The organism is Roseibium aggregatum (assembly GCF_017309185.1).
Classification (GTDB): domain Bacteria; phylum Pseudomonadota; class Alphaproteobacteria; order Rhizobiales; family Stappiaceae; genus Roseibium; species Roseibium aggregatum_B.
In genome coordinates this window covers 359,510-380,486 of record NZ_JAEKJZ010000002.1, presented here as the reverse complement: position 1 = coordinate 380,486, position 20,977 = coordinate 359,510, and the positions used below count along the sequence as shown (strand labels likewise).

Annotated in this window: 16 protein-coding genes; 10 read left to right on the top strand and 6 right to left on the bottom strand. The window is 62.0% G+C overall.

The features are described 5' to 3' along the window. The first annotated feature begins 38 nt into the window (after positions 1-38). The gene (locus tag JF539_RS13930) at positions 39-1,382 is read left to right on the top strand and encodes a globin-coupled sensor protein (protein WP_207141269.1); all 1,344 of its coding nucleotides are present in this window, start codon (positions 39-41) and stop codon (positions 1,380-1,382) included. Between the two features lie 163 nt (positions 1,383-1,545). Here JF539_RS13930 and JF539_RS13925 read toward each other — a convergent pair whose 3' ends face one another. Next, positions 1,546-2,670, bottom strand: a complete 1,125-nt coding sequence (locus JF539_RS13925) for a protein phosphatase CheZ (protein ID WP_207141268.1) — start codon at positions 2,668-2,670, stop codon at positions 1,546-1,548. A gap of 119 nt (positions 2,671-2,789) precedes the next feature. On the opposite strand from JF539_RS13925, the gene JF539_RS13920 reads away from it, so the two are divergent. Then, entirely contained in the window at positions 2,790-3,953 is a 1,164-nt protein-coding gene (locus JF539_RS13920; protein WP_207141267.1) for an MFS transporter, read from the top strand. Positions 3,954-4,007: 54 nt separating this feature from the next. Here JF539_RS13920 and JF539_RS13915 read toward each other — a convergent pair whose 3' ends face one another. From JF539_RS13915 to dgcN, 4 genes are all read right to left on the bottom strand, one after another. Beyond that, positions 4,008-5,063 carry a calcium-binding protein gene (locus JF539_RS13915; protein ID WP_207141266.1) on the bottom strand — a complete coding sequence of 352 codons (1,056 nt, stop codon included), beginning with the start codon at positions 5,061-5,063 and terminating at the stop codon, positions 4,008-4,010. Positions 5,064-5,146: 83 nt separating this feature from the next. After that, positions 5,147-5,833 (bottom strand): helix-turn-helix domain-containing protein, encoded by a 687-nt coding sequence (locus JF539_RS13910; RefSeq protein ID WP_207141265.1) that lies wholly within the window; start codon positions 5,831-5,833, stop codon positions 5,147-5,149. A gap of 29 nt (positions 5,834-5,862) precedes the next feature. Continuing rightward, positions 5,863-6,846 (bottom strand): N-acetyl-D-Glu racemase DgcA, encoded by a 984-nt coding sequence (gene dgcA / locus JF539_RS13905; protein ID WP_207141264.1) that lies wholly within the window; start codon positions 6,844-6,846, stop codon positions 5,863-5,865. Then, on the bottom strand, positions 6,843-7,856 hold the full coding sequence (gene dgcN / locus JF539_RS13900; protein ID WP_207141263.1) for an N-acetyltransferase DgcN: 1,014 nt from the start codon (positions 7,854-7,856) through the stop codon (positions 6,843-6,845). The genes dgcA and dgcN overlap by 4 nt, the downstream gene beginning before the upstream one ends. A 152-nt stretch (positions 7,857-8,008) precedes the next feature. Between dgcN and JF539_RS13895 the strand changes: the two genes are divergently transcribed. From JF539_RS13895 to JF539_RS13875, 5 genes are all read left to right on the top strand, one after another. Beyond that, positions 8,009-9,157: an ABC transporter permease gene (locus JF539_RS13895; RefSeq protein WP_207141262.1), complete on the top strand. Its 1,149-nt coding sequence runs from the start codon at positions 8,009-8,011 to the stop codon at positions 9,155-9,157. Between the two features lie 8 nt (positions 9,158-9,165). Further along, positions 9,166-9,975, top strand: a complete 810-nt coding sequence (locus JF539_RS13890; protein WP_207141261.1) for an ABC transporter ATP-binding protein — start codon at positions 9,166-9,168, stop codon at positions 9,973-9,975. A gap of 10 nt (positions 9,976-9,985) precedes the next feature. Then, a complete protein-coding gene (locus tag JF539_RS13885; RefSeq protein ID WP_207141260.1) occupies positions 9,986-11,980 on the top strand; it encodes an MlaD family protein in 1,995 nt (664 codons plus the stop codon). 26 nt (positions 11,981-12,006) lie between these two features. Further along, a complete protein-coding gene (locus JF539_RS13880) occupies positions 12,007-12,612 on the top strand; it encodes an ABC-type transport auxiliary lipoprotein family protein (protein ID WP_207141259.1) in 606 nt (201 codons plus the stop codon). Between the two features lie 126 nt (positions 12,613-12,738). After that, positions 12,739-13,272, top strand: coding sequence for a MarR family winged helix-turn-helix transcriptional regulator (locus JF539_RS13875; protein WP_207141258.1), 534 nt, complete (start codon positions 12,739-12,741; stop codon positions 13,270-13,272). A 77-nt stretch (positions 13,273-13,349) separates the two neighbouring features. Here JF539_RS13875 and JF539_RS13870 read toward each other — a convergent pair whose 3' ends face one another. Further along, the gene (locus JF539_RS13870) at positions 13,350-19,136 is read right to left on the bottom strand and encodes an antitoxin (protein ID WP_207141257.1); all 5,787 of its coding nucleotides are present in this window, start codon (positions 19,134-19,136) and stop codon (positions 13,350-13,352) included. Positions 19,137-19,520: 384 nt separating this feature from the next. On the opposite strand from JF539_RS13870, the gene JF539_RS13865 reads away from it, so the two are divergent. The 3 genes from JF539_RS13865 (at position 19,521) to JF539_RS13855 (ending at position 20,775) form a co-directional block, all read left to right on the top strand. Continuing rightward, positions 19,521-19,733: a hypothetical protein gene (locus tag JF539_RS13865; protein ID WP_209017286.1), complete on the top strand. Its 213-nt coding sequence runs from the start codon at positions 19,521-19,523 to the stop codon at positions 19,731-19,733. 250 nt (positions 19,734-19,983) lie between these two features. Beyond that, positions 19,984-20,346, top strand: a complete 363-nt coding sequence (locus tag JF539_RS13860) for an Hpt domain-containing protein (protein ID WP_209017285.1) — start codon at positions 19,984-19,986, stop codon at positions 20,344-20,346. Between the two features lie 108 nt (positions 20,347-20,454). Further along, positions 20,455-20,775, top strand: coding sequence for a 2Fe-2S iron-sulfur cluster-binding protein (locus JF539_RS13855; RefSeq protein ID WP_207141255.1), 321 nt, complete (start codon positions 20,455-20,457; stop codon positions 20,773-20,775). The last annotated feature ends 202 nt before the right edge of the window (positions 20,776-20,977 follow it).

Below are 20,977 nucleotides of genomic sequence, written 5' to 3'. Positions count from 1 at the left end.
TGTCATCTCGGGAGGACGAGTTGATGTTAGGTGCCAGCATGGGAAAAAACAATCAAGCTTTGGAAGACCGGCTTAAGTTCTTTCAGATCACGGACGAGGAACGGGGAATCGCCAAGTCCCTTTGGGTGTCGCTGAAGCCCGAACTGCCGGCCATTCTCGAGCGGTTTTACGATCATGTGAAAACCATTCCTCACCTTCGCACGCTTGTCGGTGACCAGCAGGCCCGACTGATTGCGGCTCAAACGGCACATTGGGAAGAGCTTTTTGCCGGAAAGCTGGATCAGTCCTATCAGGATGGCGCGCAAAGAATCGGCCTGGCCCATGTCAGGATCGGCCTCGATCCGAGCTGGTATATCGGCAGCTACTCCTTTCTCATCGCCGAACTCTCCAACGTTCTGGCAAAGAAACGTTTCTTGAGTGCCGCGAAGCGCGCGCGGATGATGAATGTCATCTCGAAACTCGTCATGCTGGACATGGATGTCGCGGTCTCGGCTTATCACGATAAAATGGTCGACGATGCCGTGGAGCGCGAACGTGCCTTGAAGGATGCAATCGGCGACTTCCAGCAGACGCTGGGAGCGACTGTCGATGCCCTCGGCACGGCTTCGGATCAGCTTGAGGTGACGTCCGGAAGCTTGAGCGGCGAGACCGGGGTCATCACCGACCGCATGTCGAGGATGGATGCCTCTTCCGGGGAAACCGCTATGGGCGTTCAGTCCAGCGCGACCGCGACGGAGGAAATGTCGGCCTCGATCACGGAAATCGGCCGGCAGGCCGCGCAGTCGCGGGAGTTGTCCCTGAGGGCGGTCGACGAGGCCCGGCACACCAATCAGTCGATCGCGCGTTTGGTGGAATTCGCCGACAAGGTCGGCTCCGTGATCGGCCTGATCTCCGATATTGCGGGACAGACCAATCTCCTTGCGCTCAACGCCACGATCGAAGCGGCCCGTGCAGGGGAGATGGGCAAGGGGTTTGCGGTGGTTGCCGCTGAAGTGAAGGAACTGGCCAGCCAGACCACCAAGGCGACGGACGACATCACCGAACAGATCGCCAGCATTCAGCAGGCAACGCGAGAATCCGTTCGCGATATCGAGGGGATCACCACCATTATCGGCGACCTGTCTGAAATCGCGACCGGTATTGCCTCGGCGGTCGAACAGCAGTCGTCGGCAACTTCTGAAATTTCCGCAAGCGTGCAGATCGCCGCGCAGGGCACCCAGGAGTTCACGCAGGAAATCACGGCGGTGCGCGGTTCGGTGGAAAGTGTCGCGGGAACCGTGGAATCGATCCGGAACATGTCCGCGCAACTGAAATCGCAATCCGAAAGCCTTCACAATCAGGCGGACCGGTTTTTCAGTGCGATCAATCGGGATGTTGCCTGATCTTCCGGTGAAGGACCGCCGGGGATCGTGATCGATGGTTCCCGGCCCTCGGAAAGAGCCCGGCAGGCATCGTCCACTCCATGGTTGCGGGTGAACCTGGCCGGATAAACTGAAAAGGCGCAGCCGGTGGCTGCGCCTTTCGTTTTCTCAGTCGCGGCGTTTTTTAGTTGAAGAGAGCCTGACGTTCGGCTTCGGAAAGCTGCTCGATCGGGTCATCGCCATCGGCTTCGGTATCGGTCATTTCCCATTCCGCGTCGGATTCGGCTTCTTCTTCCGCCGCCGCGCCGACTTCCTGGTCAAACAGGGCTTCGATGGCTGCCTCGTCCAGTGTGGTGTCAGGGTCGTCGGCGGATTCGTCGGCAGGTTCGTCTTCGTCGGTTTCCGGAGCCGAGGCAAACATGTCGTCGATGGCTGCGGCGTCGAGGGGTTCCTCGCCAGTCGAAACGTCTTCGTCCGTGTCGCCGGCGTCTGCCATGATGGCGTCGACATCGGCCTCGCTTGCGGTCTCGGATCCGGCGTCCGCGGTTTCTTGAGACGAACCGGTTTCTTCCAGTGCGGCGTCAAGAACGGAAGAGCTGACGGACATTAACTCATCGACACTGTTCTGCGAAACGGCACCGGTAAGCTGCGGACCGTTCAAAAGATGGGCGTCCGGGCGGGTGTCGACCGGCCCGGCCGTCGCGTCGGCTTCGAGGTCCTCGATGCCCCAGATGCCGATCATCAGGTTGATGCGGCTTTCCAGGTAACGCAGAACCTGAACGACCTTGTTGGTACGCTGTCCGGTGAGATCCTGGAAGGAACAGGACATGAAGATTTCAGTGGCCTTGGCGTCGATGTCGTCGCAGACGCTGTCGTCGGCGCCGTTCTCACGCAGAACCCAGGCTTTTTCCTGAATTTGCTCCGCCGCTTCCAGAATGGATTGCGTCGCGCCTTCGGTCTGGGAGACGATCGCGTCGAGCTCGTGCGAGGCGTTGACGAAGCGGTTGCTGTCCTCGTCTTCCGCCTTTATGTTCGAGATTTCCTTCTTTGTCCGCTCGATCGCCTCGTGCATGTCGGCGATGTCCAGGCGGATCTTGTCGAGATCCGGCACCTTTCGCTGGCGAGTGACGACCTTTTCCAGACTCTGGATCGCTGTCAGGATCTCCTTTGTTTCCGGGGTCCTGTTGCGATTGAGAAATTCTTTCAGAAACCGGCGGCCACGGTCGGATTCCATCAGGGTCTGCTCAAGCGTTTGATACTCAGCTTCGCCGATCAGTTCCGGTTGTTCCTGCACTTCTTCAGCTTTCATGTCGACGCTATTCTCAACTTGCCTGTGGGTCGTCTTTTGCCGTAACACGGACAACTTCAACCCCACCTTAAGCCGAAAATCGTTAACATCCTTTTAGGGGGGCGACCGTCCGGGTTTTCATGTCTAAACACGCTCCTGCCATTGGTGTTCGGGTCTCTGGCCTGTTTGCCAGCCACTTCTTCGGATTCGGCTTGTTTCTGCCGTTCTTTCCCGTGGTTCTGGAACTGGGCGGATCAAGCGCCGCGGAGATCGGCCTCATTCTGGGAGCGGGCACGATCGCCCGGATCGCGGCCAGCCCGATCCTGTCGAACCTGTCGGACAGGTCCGGACAGCGGCGGTTGTTCATTCTTGTCTATTCCCTGGCCGGTGCAGTCTTCCTCTCGTTATATTCTCTTCCCGGAGGAATTGCCGTCGTGGCGCTGGCGACGATCGGATACATGGTCTTGAACGCGCCGATCGTGCCCTTGAGCGACGCCTACGCGCTGGATGTGGTGCGCAATACCGGCGCCGATTACGCGCGCATGCGGCTTTGGGGATCGGCAGGGTTCGTGGCGGCGAACCTGGTGGGAGGGACACTCGCGGCGGAAGGGACGGCCTGGATGGTGATTGCGCTGATCGTGGCGGCTGCCTGCATGAACGGTGCGGTGGCGATGTCTTTGCCGGGGCAGAAGCGCGGCAAAACGGATGCGCAGGAAGGGGACTCAGAAGAGGCGACACCGTTCAGGACGGTCTGGTTCTGGCCGGTCCTTGCCGTTCTTGGCCTGTTTCAGGCGAGCCATGCGGCATTCTACGGCTTCGGAACGCTTTACTGGCAGGCGATGCATGTCCCCGACTTTGCCATCGGCGTCCTATGGGCAACCGGCGTCGTCGCGGAAATCGCGCTTTTCACGGTCGCCGGCAGGCTCGCGCTGCGGTTCGATCCACCGGTCTTCCTGATCGTGGCGGGGCTCGCCGCTGTTCTCCGGTGGAGCCTGTTTCCCTTGGCGGACACTTTCGCCGCCATGGCGGCGCTGCAACTCCTGCACGGGCTTTCCTTCGGTGCGTCCCACCTTGGCGCCGTCGCCATATTGTCGAAGGTCGTGCCGAGCCGATGGGCCGGGACAGGGCAGGGGTTGCTGGCCACCTCCGTCGGGATCCAGATGGCGGCGGGTTTGAGCGTTTCGGGATTGCTCTACGAAGTCGATCCGGATGCACCGTTCGCCCTGATGGCCGTTCTGTCGGCTTCCGGAACGGTCCTGATGGTCCTGCTGACGCCGCTTGTGCGTCGTCGCATGGCCATTTGAGGACCGTTCCGGCGCGCTCCGGGTCCGAGGTGGGCCGGACCCGGCAGTCTCCAATCAACCGATGATCGAGTAGGGATCCTCGACCCCGTAAAACACCCCTGCGTCGACGGATGCCGTTTCGATGAGATTGTCCAGAACGATGACCGTACCAACGTAGTCCCCGTCGTGCGCGCCGCCGTTTCCGCCCTGATTGCTGACGAATGTCAGCACGGAATCGAGTTTGGAATCGCCGTCGATATCCTCGTAGGTGATCTCGTCGAGTTGCACGGTATGTCCGGCGAAGACCAGCGTATCCTCGTCCGGATTGAAATCGGCCACCGTCTTCACGCCGATGGATTCGACCCAGTGGTCGTGAACGTTGTCGTTCTCTCCGGCAACGCCGTTCATGGAATAGTCGACATTGCCGTCGGCATCCCGGTGCTTGTCGAGTATTTCGTCCCTGGCGTCGATCAGCCAGCGGAATTCGAACGTGTCGGCGCCGTTTCCACCCTGAAGAACGTCATCGTCCGCCAGCGGTTCGCCGGAATTCACCTGTGCGTCCGCATCCTGGGCGGGAACGGGCTCACCGGCCCAGGACATGGCAAGCAGATGGTCGTTGCCGTCTCCTCCGTAAAGGTGGTCGGTGCCCGCTCCACCTTCCAGCACGTCGTCTCCGCTGTCGCCGTAAAGGTAGTCGGTGCCGTCACCGCCGGAGAGGGTGTCGTCATCGCCGTTGCCATGCAGCGTATCGTCGCCACTGCCGCCGCTCAGAACGTCGTTGTCCCGTCCGCCGTGGAGGCTGTCGTCGCCGTCGCCACCCGAAAGCGTATCGTTGCCGTTCGAACCGGAGAGCGTGTCGTTGCCGTCACCGCCGTCCAGGATGTCGTTGCCCGCATTCCCCTGGAGCGTGTCGTTACCCTGTCCGCCTTCGAGACGGTCGTCGCCCCGCCCTCCGGTCAGGTCGTCGTCGCCGTCACCGCCGAACAACCGGTCGTTTCCGTCCTGTCCCTTAAGGATGTCGTTGCCGGAATAGCCGAAAATGTCGTCGTCGCCGGCACCGCCTTCGATGAGATCCGAAAGGAGGGTTCCTTCCAGCCAATCGCTAAACCTGGTGCCTTGAATTCTGTTCATGCGTTTCTCCTCGCTCGATCGCCCGCCAGCAACGCCAAGCTAGAGGAGAGAGACTTTCCGGACACGCTTTCAAATATGCCGAATTATGCCGGGGCCGGCTGGCCTGCCGTTTCGATCCTGCGGAGGGCATGCCCGGTCCGCCCGCTTGCCGCATCAATCCAGAACGCTGAAAAAGCGTCCTCGTCGTCAGGGGCTTCGGCGAGCGCGTCGTGATCGTAGATGCACATCATGCCGACGAGACCGTGTGTCAGCCTGACGGGAAAGATGGAGGCGGACGTCAGACCGCCGACAGCGACCCGATTCGGATTGGCCAGCGGCTTGTGGGCGATCTGGGCGTAGGAAACGATGCCTTCGAAGAAGCCGATCTCGCGAAAGAGCTGCAAGACGCTCTCCATGAGGCCCTTGTCTTCAAAAAGCTCAGCAGGCGTACGGCCGATCGGGTCCTGAACCCCGGTGAAGCCGGCGAACTCACGGGCGAGACGCCTGGACAGTCCGAGCAGGGTGCCGTCCGCGCCCCACAAGGCCACGGCCGAGCCGCTATGCTCCAGCAGGATCTGCAGGGCCTGATCGGCCCGCTCGGGACGTTTGGAAGACAAGGCGTCCAGAATCGCCAGTTTCACAGCCATGCCGGGTTCCCGTTCGCCGCGTTCCCATCGGCTTACGGTCGACTGGTCGACATTGAAGTCCTGCGCCATGGCTTCCTGTTTCAGGCCGCGGCGCAAGCGGTATTCCTGACAAAGCTTTGCCCAATCGTTGCCGAACACGTTCATGAAAGTCCGAGGCTCCGTGTTCGAATGCCTTATCCCCAAAGCTCCGGCTCGGGCGGGTAGAGCGTGCTGCCTTCGAAGCGCAAGCCCGGGGACCGGTCTTTCGCCAGTAGCAGCGGGCCGTCAAGATCGACGAAATCGGCCGCCTGCGCAATCAGCACGGCGGGCGCCATGGCCAGGGACGTACCGAGCATGCAGCCGATCATGATCTGGAAGTTCTGCTCCCTCGCGGCTTTCACGAGATTGAGAGCTTCCGTCAGTCCGCCCGCCTTGTCGAGCTTGATATTGACCGCGTCGTATTTGTCCTTCAGCCCTTCGATCCCCTTGCCGGGGTGAAGGCTTTCGTCGGCGCAGATCGTGACCGTGCGCTTCAATCCGGCCAGAAGACCGTCGTCCGAGGCGGGCAGGGGCTGCTCGATCAGGGCGACGCCGGCTGCCTCGCAGGCCGCCATGTTTCGTTCAAAGCAGCTTTCGTCCCAGGCCTCGTTGGCGTCCACGATCAGGGTGCTGTCCGGAGCGGCGGTCCGAACGGCGGTGATGCGCTCGTCGTCGCCAGGGCCGGCAAGCTTGATTTTCAAGAGCGGTCTGTGCGCGGCCGCCAGCGTCTTTTGCGCCATGACGTCCGGCGCGTCGACGCTGATCGTGAAAGCCGTGGTTACGGGTTTCAGCGCTCCGATGCCGGCCAGTTCCGCCGCCGGTTTTCCCGTCCGCTTCGCCTCCAGGTCCCACAAGGCGCAATCGACCGCGTTGCGCGCGGCTCCGGCGGGCATGCCCCCTTGCAGCTCGGCGCGGGACAGACCGTCCTTCAGGAGCGGCGCGATCTGCTCGATCTGGGTCTGGACGCTTTCCAGAGATTCGCCGTAACGCGGGTAGGGCACGCACTCCCCCCGGCCCGTGTGGGGGCCGTCGGAAATCGTTACGACCACGACGCGGGCATGGGTTCGCGTCTCCCGGGAAATCTTGAAACCGCCCGCGATTTCAAAGCTTTCGGTTTCGATGTGGACGAAAAAGGTCATGGCGCGCCGAAGTCCGCTGCGACCTTGTCGACGATGGACTCCATGCCGAAGCGGACCGGGTCCGTGGCCGGCAGGCCGTGTTCTTCGCCCAGCTTGGCGAGATAGGCGAGCGCCTCGTCTTCCGCCAGCGCCTTGGTGTTCACCGCGATTCCGACACACTTGATGTCGGGATTCGTAAGCTTGCCGCACTGGATCGTCAGGTCGATGACCTGCTGGATGGTCGGCAAGGGCGCCTCGACGCCGCGCATCTTCGTGCGGGTCGGCTCGTGGCAGACGATGAACCCGTCGGGCTGGGAGCCGTGCAGGAGGCCGAGCGTGACGCCGGCGAACGACGGATGGAAGAGCGAGCCCTGGCCTTCAACGATCTGCCAGTGGTTCTCGTCGGTTGCCGGGGACAGCCATTCGGCGGCTCCCGAAATGAAATCGGCGATCACCGCATCGAGGGCGACGCCTCGGCCGGAAATGAAGACGCCGGTCTGGCCGGTGGGGCAGAACGTGCTTTTATACCCGCGCTCGTTCATGGCCTTGTCCATGGCAAGGGCGGTGTATTTCTTGCCGACCGAACAATCGGTTCCGACCGCGAGTATGCGCTTGCCGGTCCGCTTCGTGCCCTTACCGGTCGCAAAGGTCTCGTTGTTGTGGCGCACGTCGTGGAGTGCCCGGCCGTTTCGCTCAGCCGCTTCCTTGATGGCCGGAACGCTTGCGAGACGGATGTGCAGGCCGGAGGCGACGTCGAGCCCCGCGTCGAGCGCTTCCACGACGGAGGAAATCCAGTGTTCCGGCAAGCGGCCTCCGGCATTGACGGCCCCTATGACAAAGGTTTTTACGCCGGCAGCCGCGCCTTCGGCGATCGACATGTCCGGCAGCCCCGTGTCCGCGGCGCACCCTTCGAGGCGGACCTGGCCAAGACACCAGTCCTTGCGCCAATCCACGATTCCGGTCGCGGTCTTGGCGGCAAGGGCATCGTGAACGTCACCGAGGAACAAGAGATAGGGATGCGCAATTTCCATGATCAAAGCTTTCAAGTGGCTGCTGTACGACGATCCAACCGTCCCGGGTGATGATCCGTCAACAGGATCATGGTTATAGACGGTTGGTATTGAACTCTTCCATCAGGTATACGGGGGATATCGAACCAGCGGCAAGAGGGCAGCCGTCCGGAATGGCATTCTTGGAAAAAAACGTTGCGCCGGAGCTTCATCTGCTGGCGGACGGCGACGGTGGCCAGCGTCTGACGCTTACCGGCGACTGGACCATCAACACCATCGCGGAAGCGGAAAAGGCGATCGGCAAACTCAAGGTTCGGGGCGCGCGGCTGACCTGTATCGACCTTTCCGGGGTCGAGCATCTGGACACCAGCGGCGCCTGGCTGATCCACCGTACCCGGGGGCAACTGGAGTTCGAGGGCCAGAAAGTCGGTTTTCAGGGCATTTCCCCGGTCCGCGAAACCCTGTTCCACGAGATCGAGCGGCATCATCCGCCGGCCTGGAAGCCGGAGAGCGGCGGGTCATCTGTGCTGGACTTCCTGGAGCAGACCGGCCGGGTTGTGGTGGACGCTTGGTACGATGCGCTGGCGATGCTGCACATTCTGGGCTCTCTGGGACTGGTTGTCTCCACAGTCCTTTTGCATCCCAGGCGCTTGCGCGGCATCTCGGTCGCCGTTCAGTTCGACCGCAGCTGCATCGGCGCGGTTCCGATCGTCGCTCTGATGAGCTTTTTGATCGGCGCCATCATTTCTCAGCAGGGCGGTTTCTATCTCAAGCAATTCGGTGCGGACATCTTTGTGGTCGACCTCGCGGGCATCCTGGTTCTGCGCGAAATCGGCGTGATTCTCACAGCCATCATGGTCGCGGGCCGCTCCGGGTCCGCCTTCACCGCGGAACTCGGCGCCATGCGCATGCAGGAGGAGGTGGACGCGCTTTCCGTGATCGGTCTGAGCGTCACAGAGGTTCTTGTCCTGCCGCGCATCCTCGCTCTGATGATCGCGCTGCCGATCCTGACCTTCATTTCCGACATGGCGGCCCTGTTCGGGTCGGGCCTGGTGACCTGGGCCTATCTGGATATTCCTCCGGCGGCGTTCCTGACGCAGCTCCAGGCGGCGATTACGACCGAGACCCTGGTCGTTGGCATCGTCAAGGCCCCGTTCATGGCGCTGATCATCGGCCTGATCGCCTGTGTCGAAGGTCTCAAGGTCGAAGGGTCTTCCGAATCCCTCGGCCGGCATACTACGATGTCGGTTGTGAAAGCCATTTTCCTCGTGATCGTGGTGGACGGGTTTTTTGCCATGTTTTTCGCCGCCATCGGAGTTTGACAGGAACGATGCCGCTGACCGAACCGCAAGACAAGCCAGGCAACGCGGCCGGACACGCGGAGGAAACGGAACACGTGCTTTCCGTGCGCGGTGTCACCGTCGGCTTCGGCAGCAAGGTCATTCTGGACAATCTGGATCTGGACGTGCGCCGTGGCGAAGTTCTCGGCTTTGTCGGCGGGTCCGGCACCGGCAAGTCGGTTCTGATGCGCGCAATCCTCGGACTTGTCTCGAAACGGGCGGGAAAAATCTCCGTCTTCGGGCAGGATCTGGCGACCGCGACGCCAAAGGAACGCAAGGGGGTGGAGCGGCGCTGGGGCGTGCTGTTCCAGCAAGGAGCTCTGTTTTCCGCACTGACCGTCAAGCAGAATATCCAGTTGCCCATGCGCGAATATCTGAACCTGTCGCCCAGGCTGATGGATGAGCTTGCCACCTTGAAGCTGGAACTTGTCGGCCTGCCTCAGGACGCCGCCGGCAAATTGCCGTCGGAGCTCTCGGGCGGCATGATCAAGCGGGCCAGCCTGGCCCGGGCTCTTGCACTGGATCCGGATTTGGTGTTTCTGGACGAACCGACGTCGGGGCTCGATCCGATCGGAGCAGCGGCGTTCGATTCGCTTATTGCAAATCTAAGTTCGACCCTGGGACTGACCGTTTACATGGTCACACACGATCTCGATAGCCTGCACTCTATCTGCGATCGCATTGCCGTTCTTGGGAAAAAGCGTGTTCTGGCCATCGGAACACTGGACGACATGATGAAAAACGACGATCCCTGGATTAAGTCTTATTTCCGGGGTGAACGTGCCCTTCGGCGAGCATAGGTTGGACTGAATGGAAACCCGGGCGAATTACATTTTGATCGGTGCCTTCATGGTGGCAGTGCTGGTCGCCGCGTTCGGTTTTGTCTACTGGCTCGCCGTCACGGCGGAATCCCGGCAGAATGTCGAACTCAAGGTCTTCTTTCCGGGCCCGGTGACAGGGCTGCCCGTCGGAGGACAGGTTCTCTTCAACGGGATCAAGGTCGGGGACGTCAAATCGCTTGATTTTGCCCCGGACGATCCGACCAAGGTCATCGCGACAGTCGGCATCAAACCGACGACACCGCTTCGTGAGGACACCAAGGCCACCTTGAATTTCACCGGGTTGACCGGCGTCGCCTACGTCGACCTGAGCGGTGGCACGTCCAGCTCTCCGCTGTTGCTTCAGGAGGACAGCGGCAAGGTCCCGGTTCTTTATGCGGAGCGGTCCTTTTTCGATGACATCGTCGACGGTGCGCGCGATGTGCTGAAGCGGGCCGACTCGACCATGAAGACAATCGACGATGTGTTGAAGGAAAACCGCCCGGCGATCACCGACACCATTCAGAACGTCGAGACTTTCTCCGCGGCCCTTGCCGCGAATTCGGACGGCGTGAAGGACTTCATGGCGAGCATCGGCAAGGCGTCCGACTCGTTCTCCAGCCTGTCCGGACGGCTGGAGACACTCGTTGAGCAGGGAGAGCGGCTGCTGGCGGCGGTCCCCTCCGACAAGGTGACCGGCATTGTCGACGAGATCGGCAAGTTTTCGGCAAGTCTCGGCAAGGCCAGCGAAAACATCGACGGCATCATGGCCGACGCCGAGGGCGTCGCCAAGGATCTGCAGGCGTTCACAAATCAACTGAATGAAGGTATCGGGCAGGTCCGCAAGGTCGTCGACGCGGTCGATCCCAAGGATGTCAATGACGTCGTGAAGGGCGCGGCGAAACTGGCGGGCGTCATCAACGAAAAGTCCGACGACATTTCAAAGCTGATTTCCTCGACCAGCGGTACCATGCAGAATATCAACGAAATCGTTGCGACTATCCAGGAACGCGAGGGCGCCATCGCCGAAGTCATGGACGGTGCGCGCGATATCGTCGAGAAAGTGGATGCGGTTGCCACGCGTGCCGTCGAAATTGCCTCCGCCATCGATCCGGTTCAGGTGGAGGAAGTGGTCAACTCCGTGACAGCCTTCTCCGACGGGCTGAATGCGTCCCTGGGACGCGTGGACGATATTCTGGCGAGCGTCGACCCCGAAAAAGTCGGCAAGACGGTCGACGGTGTCGCCAGCGTGGTCGACAACATCAACAATCAGCAGAGCCAGATCAACGAAATCATCGCCGCCACGAAGGCAACGGTGGAGAATTTCGAAGCGGTGTCCGCTACGGTCAGGGGCGAGGACGACCGCATTGCCAAGCTTGTCGAAAACGTCCAGGTCGCCGCCGAACGCTTCTCCGAGACCTTGCAGAGCGCGAACGATCTTCTGACCGCGGTGGAACCGGAAAAAATCGCCAATATTGTCGGCTCCGTGGAGACCGCCGCGTCCGACCTGACTAACGGGGAAAACGGGATTCCGGCAATTCTGGCAAGCGCGCGCGAGGCGGCCGACAACGTTCAGAAAATGACGTCTGACCTGAGCAAGCGCACGCCCGACGTGGATCAGATCATCACCGATGCCAAGGAAATGACGGCGACGCTCAATTCAACGTCCGTGCGGGTGGAGGGCCTGGTCGAAAAGGTTTCCACCATGGTGGACGGCGACGGCGAAGGCCTGATCAAGGAGGCTACGCTGGCCGCGCAGGCGATCCGCAAGGTTGCCGTCGCCTTTGAAAGCCGGGCAGATTCGATTGCCGGCGGCCTCTCGAAATTCGCGACGCAGGGGTCGGCGGATTTCACGGCTGCCCTGGCACAGGTCAACCGGACGCTGGTCGCGATCCAGCGGGCGGCCCAGAGTTTCGAACGCAGTCCGAACCGGATCATTTTCGGGGGCGAGGATGTTCCGACTTACAACGGTGGACGGCGGCGATGAAGCATGACGTCAAGGGGCAGGGGCGAATGAGGAATTCAACCACGGGCGTGAGCCGCCGGAGTGTTTTGGGCGTGCTCGGGCTCGGTGTGCTGGTCTCCGGCTGCGCAAGCACGGCGCCCTCCGCTTATTACAGTCTTCAGGCGGCGGATGTCGGGTCTCTGCGGGGCCGGTCCAGCCGTGTTCAGGTGCTCGTCGCCGCGCCCCGGGCGCTGAAGGCGCTCGACAGCAGCTATATCGCGGTGGTCGAAAAGGGGCCGGTCTACACGTATTTCCCGGGATCGGCCTGGGCGGATACGCTGCCCAACGTCGTTCAGCTCAAGCTCCAGGAAACGCTGCAGAACACCGGACGCCTGCGCGGTGTCGGCGTGCCGGGCGACGGTCTTTTGATCGATTATCAGCTACAAACGGAAATCCGGGCTTTCGAACTCCGGGTTGGCGGCGCCAGCCGCGGCGTCGTGGAAATTTCCGCGCGGGTGGTGAACGACCGCAACGGCCGGACTGTTGCAACGGAAGTCTTCCGCGCGGAAACGCCTGCGGGAAGCACATCTGTCGACAAGGCCGTGGAAGCCATGAATGCGTCCGCGGACAGGGTGTTCAGCGCGATTACTGCCTGGACACTGAAGCACGTTTGAACTCCGCCGCTTGAAAACAGGCCGGAATGCCCCGGAAACGCTGGGCTTCCGGTAAGTCTTGTTGCAATTGAAACTAGTTTAATCTTAGAATTACCCTGCACGACTCTTCGGCTGGCAGGAATTTTCATGACCGACGACACCGCGCCGGGACAAAGCTTACCGGACTTACCAGGGATAAACGGGCGGGACGCTGCCGTAGCGGAGCCCGAATTCGACCTGGAACTTTTCTTTCCTTATCTCGTGCGGGTGTTCTACGCCGATGTGACCCAGGCGCTTTCTGCGGTCTACCAGCGCGACTACGGCATGTCTCCGGCAGAGTGGCGCACCATGGCCATTCTCGGTTCCAACGCGCACGGACTTCAGGCAACGGAGATTGTGTCCCGCTCGAGCATGGACAAGGTCGTCGTCAGCCGTGCGGTAAAACGCATGGAGGAGCGGGGCTTTCTGGTGCGTGAAACCAACGCGGCCGATGGACGGAGCTTTCTGTTGCGGCTTTCGGACGAGGGCAGGGCGGTTTTTGAGGATCTCGCCCCCAAGCTCAAGGCGGTGGAGCGCCGGATGCTGAGCGGCCTGAGCCAGGCCGATATCTCGGCTTTTCTGGCGGTTGCAGGCAGGATCCGGGCCAATCTGGCAGGGGACGAAAAAGGACCGGTCGGCTGAGACCGAAATCTGGTTATTCGACAGCTACAAAAAAGGCGGCCACCGGGCCGCCTTTTTCATGTCTTGTTCGTCAGAGCTTAGTCCAGTCGGCCGCTCGCATGCGCCAGCATGGTGTAGACCTTGCCGGTATCCGAGGTGAGGTAGGTCTGGCCAAGCATGTTGTCCCGGTCATTGCGCGCGACCTGGGCGAGAAGCTGCTCGAAGTCGGTCACGTAGCGTTCCACCGCCGTGCGGAATTCAGGGTCGCGGGCATATTTCTGACGGATCTCGTCGAAAGTCTGCTGGCCCTGAAGCGTGTAGAGACGGCGGGTGAAAACATGCCGTTCACCGCCGCGGTAGCGGTTCCAAAGGTCGACGAAGGTCTCGTGATCGATGGCCCGTGCGATGTCCACGGACAGCGAATTGAGGCTTTCGACCGTGTGCAGCGGCGTGCGGCTCACATCGGTGTCGGAACCGGCATCGTCGTCACGCGAGGCGCGGCGCAGCAGATCCGCCACCCAGCCTTTGCCGCCCGAGGAACCGGTGTCCGAGGACGCGGCCTGCTGTCGGCGCGGCTCCGGAGCCCGGTTGGGCGCCGGCCGCGTCTCGCGGACAGGCGCTGCCTGGGCCTGCGGGCGCGACGGTGCCTGTTGAGCGTAGTTCGCCGGAGCCTGGACCGATGCCTGAACCGGCTGCGGCGCAGCACCCGCGGCAGCCTGCTGCGGCCGCGAGATGTCGAGCGCGTTCGACTGTTTCGAGACGATCTCGGACAGTTCTGTCAGAGCCCGGATCTGTTCGTTGACGACCTTGCGCAGGGCTGCGGAGGATTCCTCCGCTTCCTCCGGCAGGTTCAGGACGCCCTGCTTCAGCTCGTTGCGGGTGGCTTCCAGTTCGCGGTGGACGTCGCGGGCGACATCGCGCATGCGGGTTGCCGCGTCGTTGAAGCGCTCGGAGGCATCGCTGACCGTGCGGGTCATCTCGGAGATGATGTCGTCCTGCGCGGAACGGATCGCCTCGCGGGCCTTCTGGCCTTCCATGCCGGCGGTCAGGCGCATCGACTCGAACTGTTCGGCAACCTGTTTGGATGCGGCTTCGGCCGCCGCACCCAGCATGTTGGCCGCGTCGCGCGCCCTGTCGTCAGCCGATTCCAGCGTCTCGGAGAGCGTTTGCGTGAACGAGCGCATGAGAGAGTCGACCGCCTCGGTCTTCGCCAGCAGCGTTTCGGCGACTTCCTCGATGGCCGTGCGGCGCTCGCCGACGCGGCTTTCCACCGAGCGGTTGGTGTCCTCCAGATGACGGGCGGCCTTTGTCAGTTCCTCCGAGTGATCGTGGAACCGGCCGGTCAGGTTCTGGATATCCGCCAGTGTCGTCGTGGTGACGTCACGCAGGTTGGAGACCTGTTCGGAGATGAGCGATGTGGTCGAGTTGGTCTCCGTGACGGCCCGGTCGACGGCGGAGCGGAACTCGCCGGCACGCCGGGCAAGGTTGCCTTCGACCTCGTTGAGGCTTTCTCCGGCGGCGGAGACGATGCCCTGAAGGTTTGTGTTGGAGGCCTCGATCTTGTTGAGGATTTCCGTCACATCGGCTTCCAGGCGGCGCTTCGTGTCGGTCAGCAGTGTGGTTGCCTGATCGCTGCGCTCGTTGATGCTGGTGACGATCCGGTCGCCGGCCTCGACCAGCGAGCGGGTGGCGTCGAGCCCCGTATGCGCGAAGGTTTCGGTCATGTCGCGGCCCTTGACGGTGATCGCATCCAGGATCGCGCCATGAACCTCCGACAGGCGGCCGGTGAGGTCGCCGGCGCGAGTTTCGATCGCACCGATGAGCTCGTTACCGTCCGTTCCGATGATTTTCGCAAGTTCGCCGGAGCGCGCGGCGAAGGCTTCGTTGAGGGCGTTGGCCTTTTCAAGCAGTTCGCTGGCGACCTGATTGCCCCGGCCGACCAGAAGATCGGCGGCTTCGGCAACCGCGTTGTTGACGCGGGTGCGAACGACGCCGGCCTCGTTCGACATCTGACCCCGGATTTCCTCCAGCGTCTTGGTGAGCGTCGCGCGGGCCTGCTCGCTTTCGGCCGAGAGATTGCCGGAGATTTCGGCGATCAGACCGGAGAGCTGGTTGCGAACCTTTTCGCTTTCGCCGGTGAGCGAGCCGGTGAACTCGGCGAGCGTGCCTGCGTAAAGCGTTCGGGCGTTTTCGCTCTCGGCGGCCATCGCGCGGGCGGCATCGCCGACCGCGGCCAGGACCAGAGTGCGGATCCGGTCGCTTTCGCCCGACATGGAGGCCGTTGCCTGCTGCATGACGGAGGTGATCGCGTCGGAGGCCTTCTGGCTTTCGCCGACGAGAACGCCGCGCGCCTCGCCGACCGAACTCAGCACGATCTGGCGCATCCGGTCACCCTCGGTGGTGAGCTTGTCCGTTGCCTGACCCAAAGCGCCATCGACGATCTCTACGGTTTTGGTCCGTTCGCTGGACAGTGTCTCAACCGCGCCGGTGACGGCTTCCTGGACCATGTCGCGCAACCGGGTGCTTTCGGTCGAAAGCGTTGCACCGGCCTCGGAGATCACGGCGGTCAGAATATCGCGGGCGCGCTCGCTTTCGCCGGTGAGCGTGCCGGAGATGCTCTCCAGGCGTTCGTTCAAGATCGTTTCGAGCTGGGTCGCGCGGCTGTCGAGGGTTTCGGCAACCTCGAACACCTTGGCGCCGAGGGAGACGTTGATCTCGGCGATGCGTTCCGACAGGGAGTCGGTCAGCTGTTCGCTCTGTCTGCCCAGGACGTTGCCGGCTTCCGACAGGCGGTTGTCGAGGGCCGAGGTCATTTCTTCCTGGCCGTCGACAAAGGCCTTGGCGATTTCCTTGGTCCTGGAAATCAGGGTTTCGGAAATCTGGCGGGCCCTTGCATCGAGGGTCTCGTCGATCCGGTCGGTGCCCGATGTCATCGATGCCGACAGGAGCTCCGCTTTTTCCGCCATGGCGACGGCGGCATCGTCCACGCGGCCGGAAAGGGAGTTGCCGATTTCCTCCGCACGTTCCGCCAGCGTGTTGCCGGCGGCTTCGATCCGCTGGCCGAGCTGAAGGGTGATGGCGTCCGAACGATCGGCGAGAACGTCGGTGATGTTGCGGGTCTTTTCTTCCAGCGCGTCGCTGATCCCGGTGGTCCGGTTTTCGATGGCGTCGGACAGGATCTGGGTGCGCGCCTCCAGCGTGGCCTCAAAGGCGGCGGTGCGCTGGTCCAGGGTCAGATCGAGTGTATTGATGTGGCTGCCGAGCGAGGCGTCCATGGTCGTGATCCGCTCGCTGAGGGACCTGTCCATGGTCGTCACACGGTTTTCCAGAGCACCGTCCAAGGTGGAGATACGGCTGTCGAGCGTGCCGTCCAGCGTGGAAATGCGGCTCTCGAGTGTCCCGTCCAAAGAAGCTATGCGGCTGTCGAGCGTCCCGTCCAGGGAGGCGATACGGCTGTCCAGCGTGCCGTCGAGGGTTGCGATCCGTCCCGTCAGCGTTGCGTCGATCGTCGAAAGCCGGCTGTCGAGAGTGGTGTCCAGGGAGGATATGCGATCGGTCAGGGTCGCATCCATCGAGGTGTAGCGGCTCTCCAGCGTGCTATCCAGGGTGGAAATGCGGTCGGCGAGCGTCGCATCCATGGTCGAGAGCCGGCTGTCCAGCGAACGGTCCATGGTTTCGATCCGGTTGCCGAGCGAGGCATCCATGGTATCGAGCCGGGTTGCGAACGTGGTGTCGAAGGTCGCAAGTCTTGAATCGAGCGCTTCGGACAGGAGCAGGGTCTTTGTGTCGAAGGCATCGATCAGCTGACCGCCGCGTTCGCCGACGATCGTCTCCAGTTCGCTGAGACGGCTGGACAGGCCTTCCTGAAGCGCCAAGCCCCGGACTTCGAGCGTCTCGGCGATCTTGCCGCTGACCTCGTTGATGTCCTGCGCGACGCGGTCGCCGCGGCTGCCGATCAGTTCGGCGAGTTGCGTGCCGGTTTCGGCAAGCTTGTGGGTGAGGGCGCCGGTCTGGCTGCTGAGCCCCGTTGCGAATTCCCCGGCGACGCCTTCCAGCGTGTCGCGGAAACCGATGGTCTGCTGTTCCAGAATGGTGGCCATTTCGTTGCCGCGCGCCGCCAGACGGGCGTCCAGCTCGCTGCCATTGATGGAAATGGCGGTGTAGATGCGCTCGGAAATGGTGTCCAGCTTGTCGGCGAGTTCGCCGCCGCGCACCGAGATGGTCTGGGTGAGCGAACCGGCGGTTTCGTCCAGCTTGGCCGCGATTTCGCCGCCGCGCAGGGAGAGGTCGACAACAATGCTCTCGCCGGTGCCGCGCAGAATTTCCGCGACCTCGGTGGAGCGGCCGGAAAGCGTCTCGACGATCTCCGCGCCGCGCATGGAGATGGTGTCGGTGACGGCCTGGCCGCGCTCGGAGATGCTGTCCACAACCCGGGCGCCGGTTTCCGCCAGCGAGGTGTCCAGCGCGGTGACGCGCGTGTCCACGGTCGTGACCAGTTCCTCGGTCCGGGAGGTGATCGTGTCGATCAGACGGCCTGAGGTCAGCGACAGGTTGGCGTTAATCTCTTCACCTCGCTGGGTGATGATCTCGCCGACGCTGCTGCCGGTGGACTCAAGCGTGGTGCGGAATTCGTCGGCCTTGCTGCTCAGGGTCTCGACCACGGAGGTGCTCGAGGCGTTCAGGGTCTCGTTGATCTCCGTGCTGCGGGCCGTGAAGGTCTCGACAAAGCTGGTGGCCGTGCTGGCGAACCGGTCGTTGACCTCGTTGCCGCGCGCGGACAGGCTTTCCCACATGGTGGAGCCGGTTTCGGCGAGATTGTCGACCAGTTCGCTGCCCGTGGTGGACAGGCGCGCCACGTAGTCCTCGGCGCGGACCGTGAGGGAGTCGACAAGTTCGGTGCCGGAGGCATTGAGGGTAGCGCCCAGGGACTCGATGCGGGAGTCGACGGTGGAGGTCAGTTCTTCCACCTGTCTGTTGACGGCATCGATCATGCGCTGCGTAGCCTGGTCGACAGTGCTGCCGAGATCGCCTGTCGTGTCGGACAATTGAGAGGAGAATTTCTCGTGCGCGCCGGCAATGGTCTCACGGACGCGCTCGGCGTTCATCACGATGGATTCACGCTGGCTGACGAGTTCCTCGATCAGGGCGCGGATCTTCAGTTCATTGTCGTTGTAGGAGCGTTCGAGCGACGACACCTCGTTGTGGACCAGGACTTCCAGCTCGCTGGCGCGGGCGATCGCGCGTTCGATACCGTCGCCCATGGCCGCGACTTCGCGCCGGATTGCCTGGCCGACGCTCAGGATGGATTCCTTGGCCATGTCTTCCGGTTCCGCGAGACGCAGAGCGACTTCGGTCATGCCCCGTGCGACGATGCGCATTTCCTGGGCCCGCCAGATCATCATGGCCATGACGAAGAAGAAGATGATCGGAACGACGATGCCGACCGCCGCCAGGATCATTTCGGGAGAGCTGAGCAGGCTCTGGGGATCGCTCAAGGCTGCGACCTGGTCGGAAAAGGCCGACATGAACAGGCTGGTGCCGAGAGCGGCCCAGACGGCGCTCAGGGCAAGGGCTCCCCAGAAGGGAGCAGAGGACGGACGGCGCTGGAGCGCGTAGATCAGATTGCCGATGTTGCGGCGGTCGTCATTGGCTGCCGGGGGGCGTCCGCCGCGGCCGCGCCGCCTTGCCTGACGCTCTTCGCGTGGGGACGGGCTTTGGGTTGCCGCCTGCGACTTGCGCGCGGGTTCCGTTTCCACCGCCGCGCTCGCATCGGGAGCCGTCTCCGGTGCCGCCATGTCCGGGCCGCCGAAGTCGAGCTTCAAGGCCTCTTCCACCGCGGACAGAGCCGCTTCCGCCGGGTCTTTCGCCTTTGTCGGGTTTGCCATTTAGGGTCGCCTCACATCCGTACTCATTACATACCGGTATAGCCGGCTCGCTGCTTGCCGCAGCACTCCAAGGTCTACCGGATGCGTTAGGGTCGACGGTCGTCTTGCCTGCACAAGCATAGCAACGCCGTCTTCTATTGAGGAGGGTCGCCGCTGACCGACCGCGAACTTTTACGTTCGACGGTTTACTCCCCACCTTGCCGCATCGATAACTGTAATGGCACAATCTCTCCTAACGAACAAGAAACGGCAACGGTGTGAATCACTTAGGGGACTGTCCTGATGCCAGAATCGACCAAATCGGAAGCTTTGAGGGCGGCCCAGGACGCCACGAATGCCACTGCCCTTAAAACGGGAAAGCTCTCCGCTCCGCAAAAGCGCTGGTTGCGGAAGGGGCTGGCTCAGCCCGGAGGCAAACTGCCTCTTTTCGATGACGACGGACGTGAAATTCCGGCGCGCACCATCCGCGCCTGTATCGATGCCGGTTGGGCAGAGCCTTGGTTTTCCAATCCAATCAAGCCCGATTGGCTGGTCTGCAAGCTGACGCCTGCAGCGGTCGAGGCTCTTTCGGCAAGTCAAAAAGACAAAAAAAGTTAACGGCGAATCGTCCGGGCGGATTTTTTGCAGTTTAGAAAATGACGGAAACGCAAGGCTTTTTTTCGGGTGCTTTTCGAGGCTGCCTTAAAACGCGTTAACCAAGAAAACAATTTTTTGGGGACATTGCCTGCCAAACACCGTTTGGGCGGCCGGATTAACCCTGTATTCGGGCTTAAAGCGCACACTTTTGTCAGTGAAAGCTTTCGGCGGGGTGCCGTCAGCCAGGTATCGAGTAGTTTGGAGCACCCTCATGGCCCCTTCCTCCATGGCCCGCGTGTCCGGTCGCGCCGGGCCGGAAGCACCGATCGATCTGGTGCAACTGGCAACGAACACGCTGGGAAACCGGGACCTTGAAGTTCAGGTTCTGCATCTCTTCAAATCGCAGTCCTCGAACACCCTGGAGCGGCTGGCGGACGAGACCGATGCTTCGGTGCGGCGCGATCTGATCCACACCCTCAAAGGATCGGCGCGGGCGATCGGGGCCGAGCGTGTCGCGCAGGTCTGCGAAACCTTGGAAACTTCGATGACGGGAGCATCCGAAGGCTCCTGCGAGGCTCTCTGCGCGGCGGTCATGGAAGCCAACAGCTATATCGTCGATCTTCTGACCGGGTGAGCCGGCAAGTCACTTTGACGCGTTCTTCCGGCGTGTCCTTGACCTTTCCGGCGGAACCTTTATGTCCGTTGGGCTGAAATCTTCCATATCAGGGCTCGGACGCGACTTATGCCTAAAATCACATTTATCACCGTCGATGGAAACCAGACCGATGTCGAGGCGCCTGTCGGCTCCACGGTGATGGAAAACGCCATCAAGAACATGATCCAGGGTATTGAGGCGGAGTGTGGCGGTGCCTGCGCCTGCGCGACTTGCCATGTTTATGTCGACGAAGGCTGGCAGGAGAAAACCGGAGCGCCCGAGCCCATGGAAGAAGACATGCTCGACTTCGCCTACGACGTGAAGCCGACCTCGCGTCTTTCCTGTCAGATCAAGGTGACGGACGACCTGGACGGACTGATCGTCCATGTGCCGGAGCGCCAGGCCTAGAGCCTTTCACGGTTAGATTGAAGCATTCTGTTTGTCATCCGGCGAGTCGAGCTGCGCGGAGGGACGTGAAGCCCATAGCGGGCTATGGGCAAGCGGCGCGACAAAGCAGGCGGCCGCCGGACGCGAACCCGAAGGGCCGGGCCGATTTGGCCCAATGCCGTCGGGCTTTGCCTCGACCGTGCAGCCAGCACGGCCTTCGTCA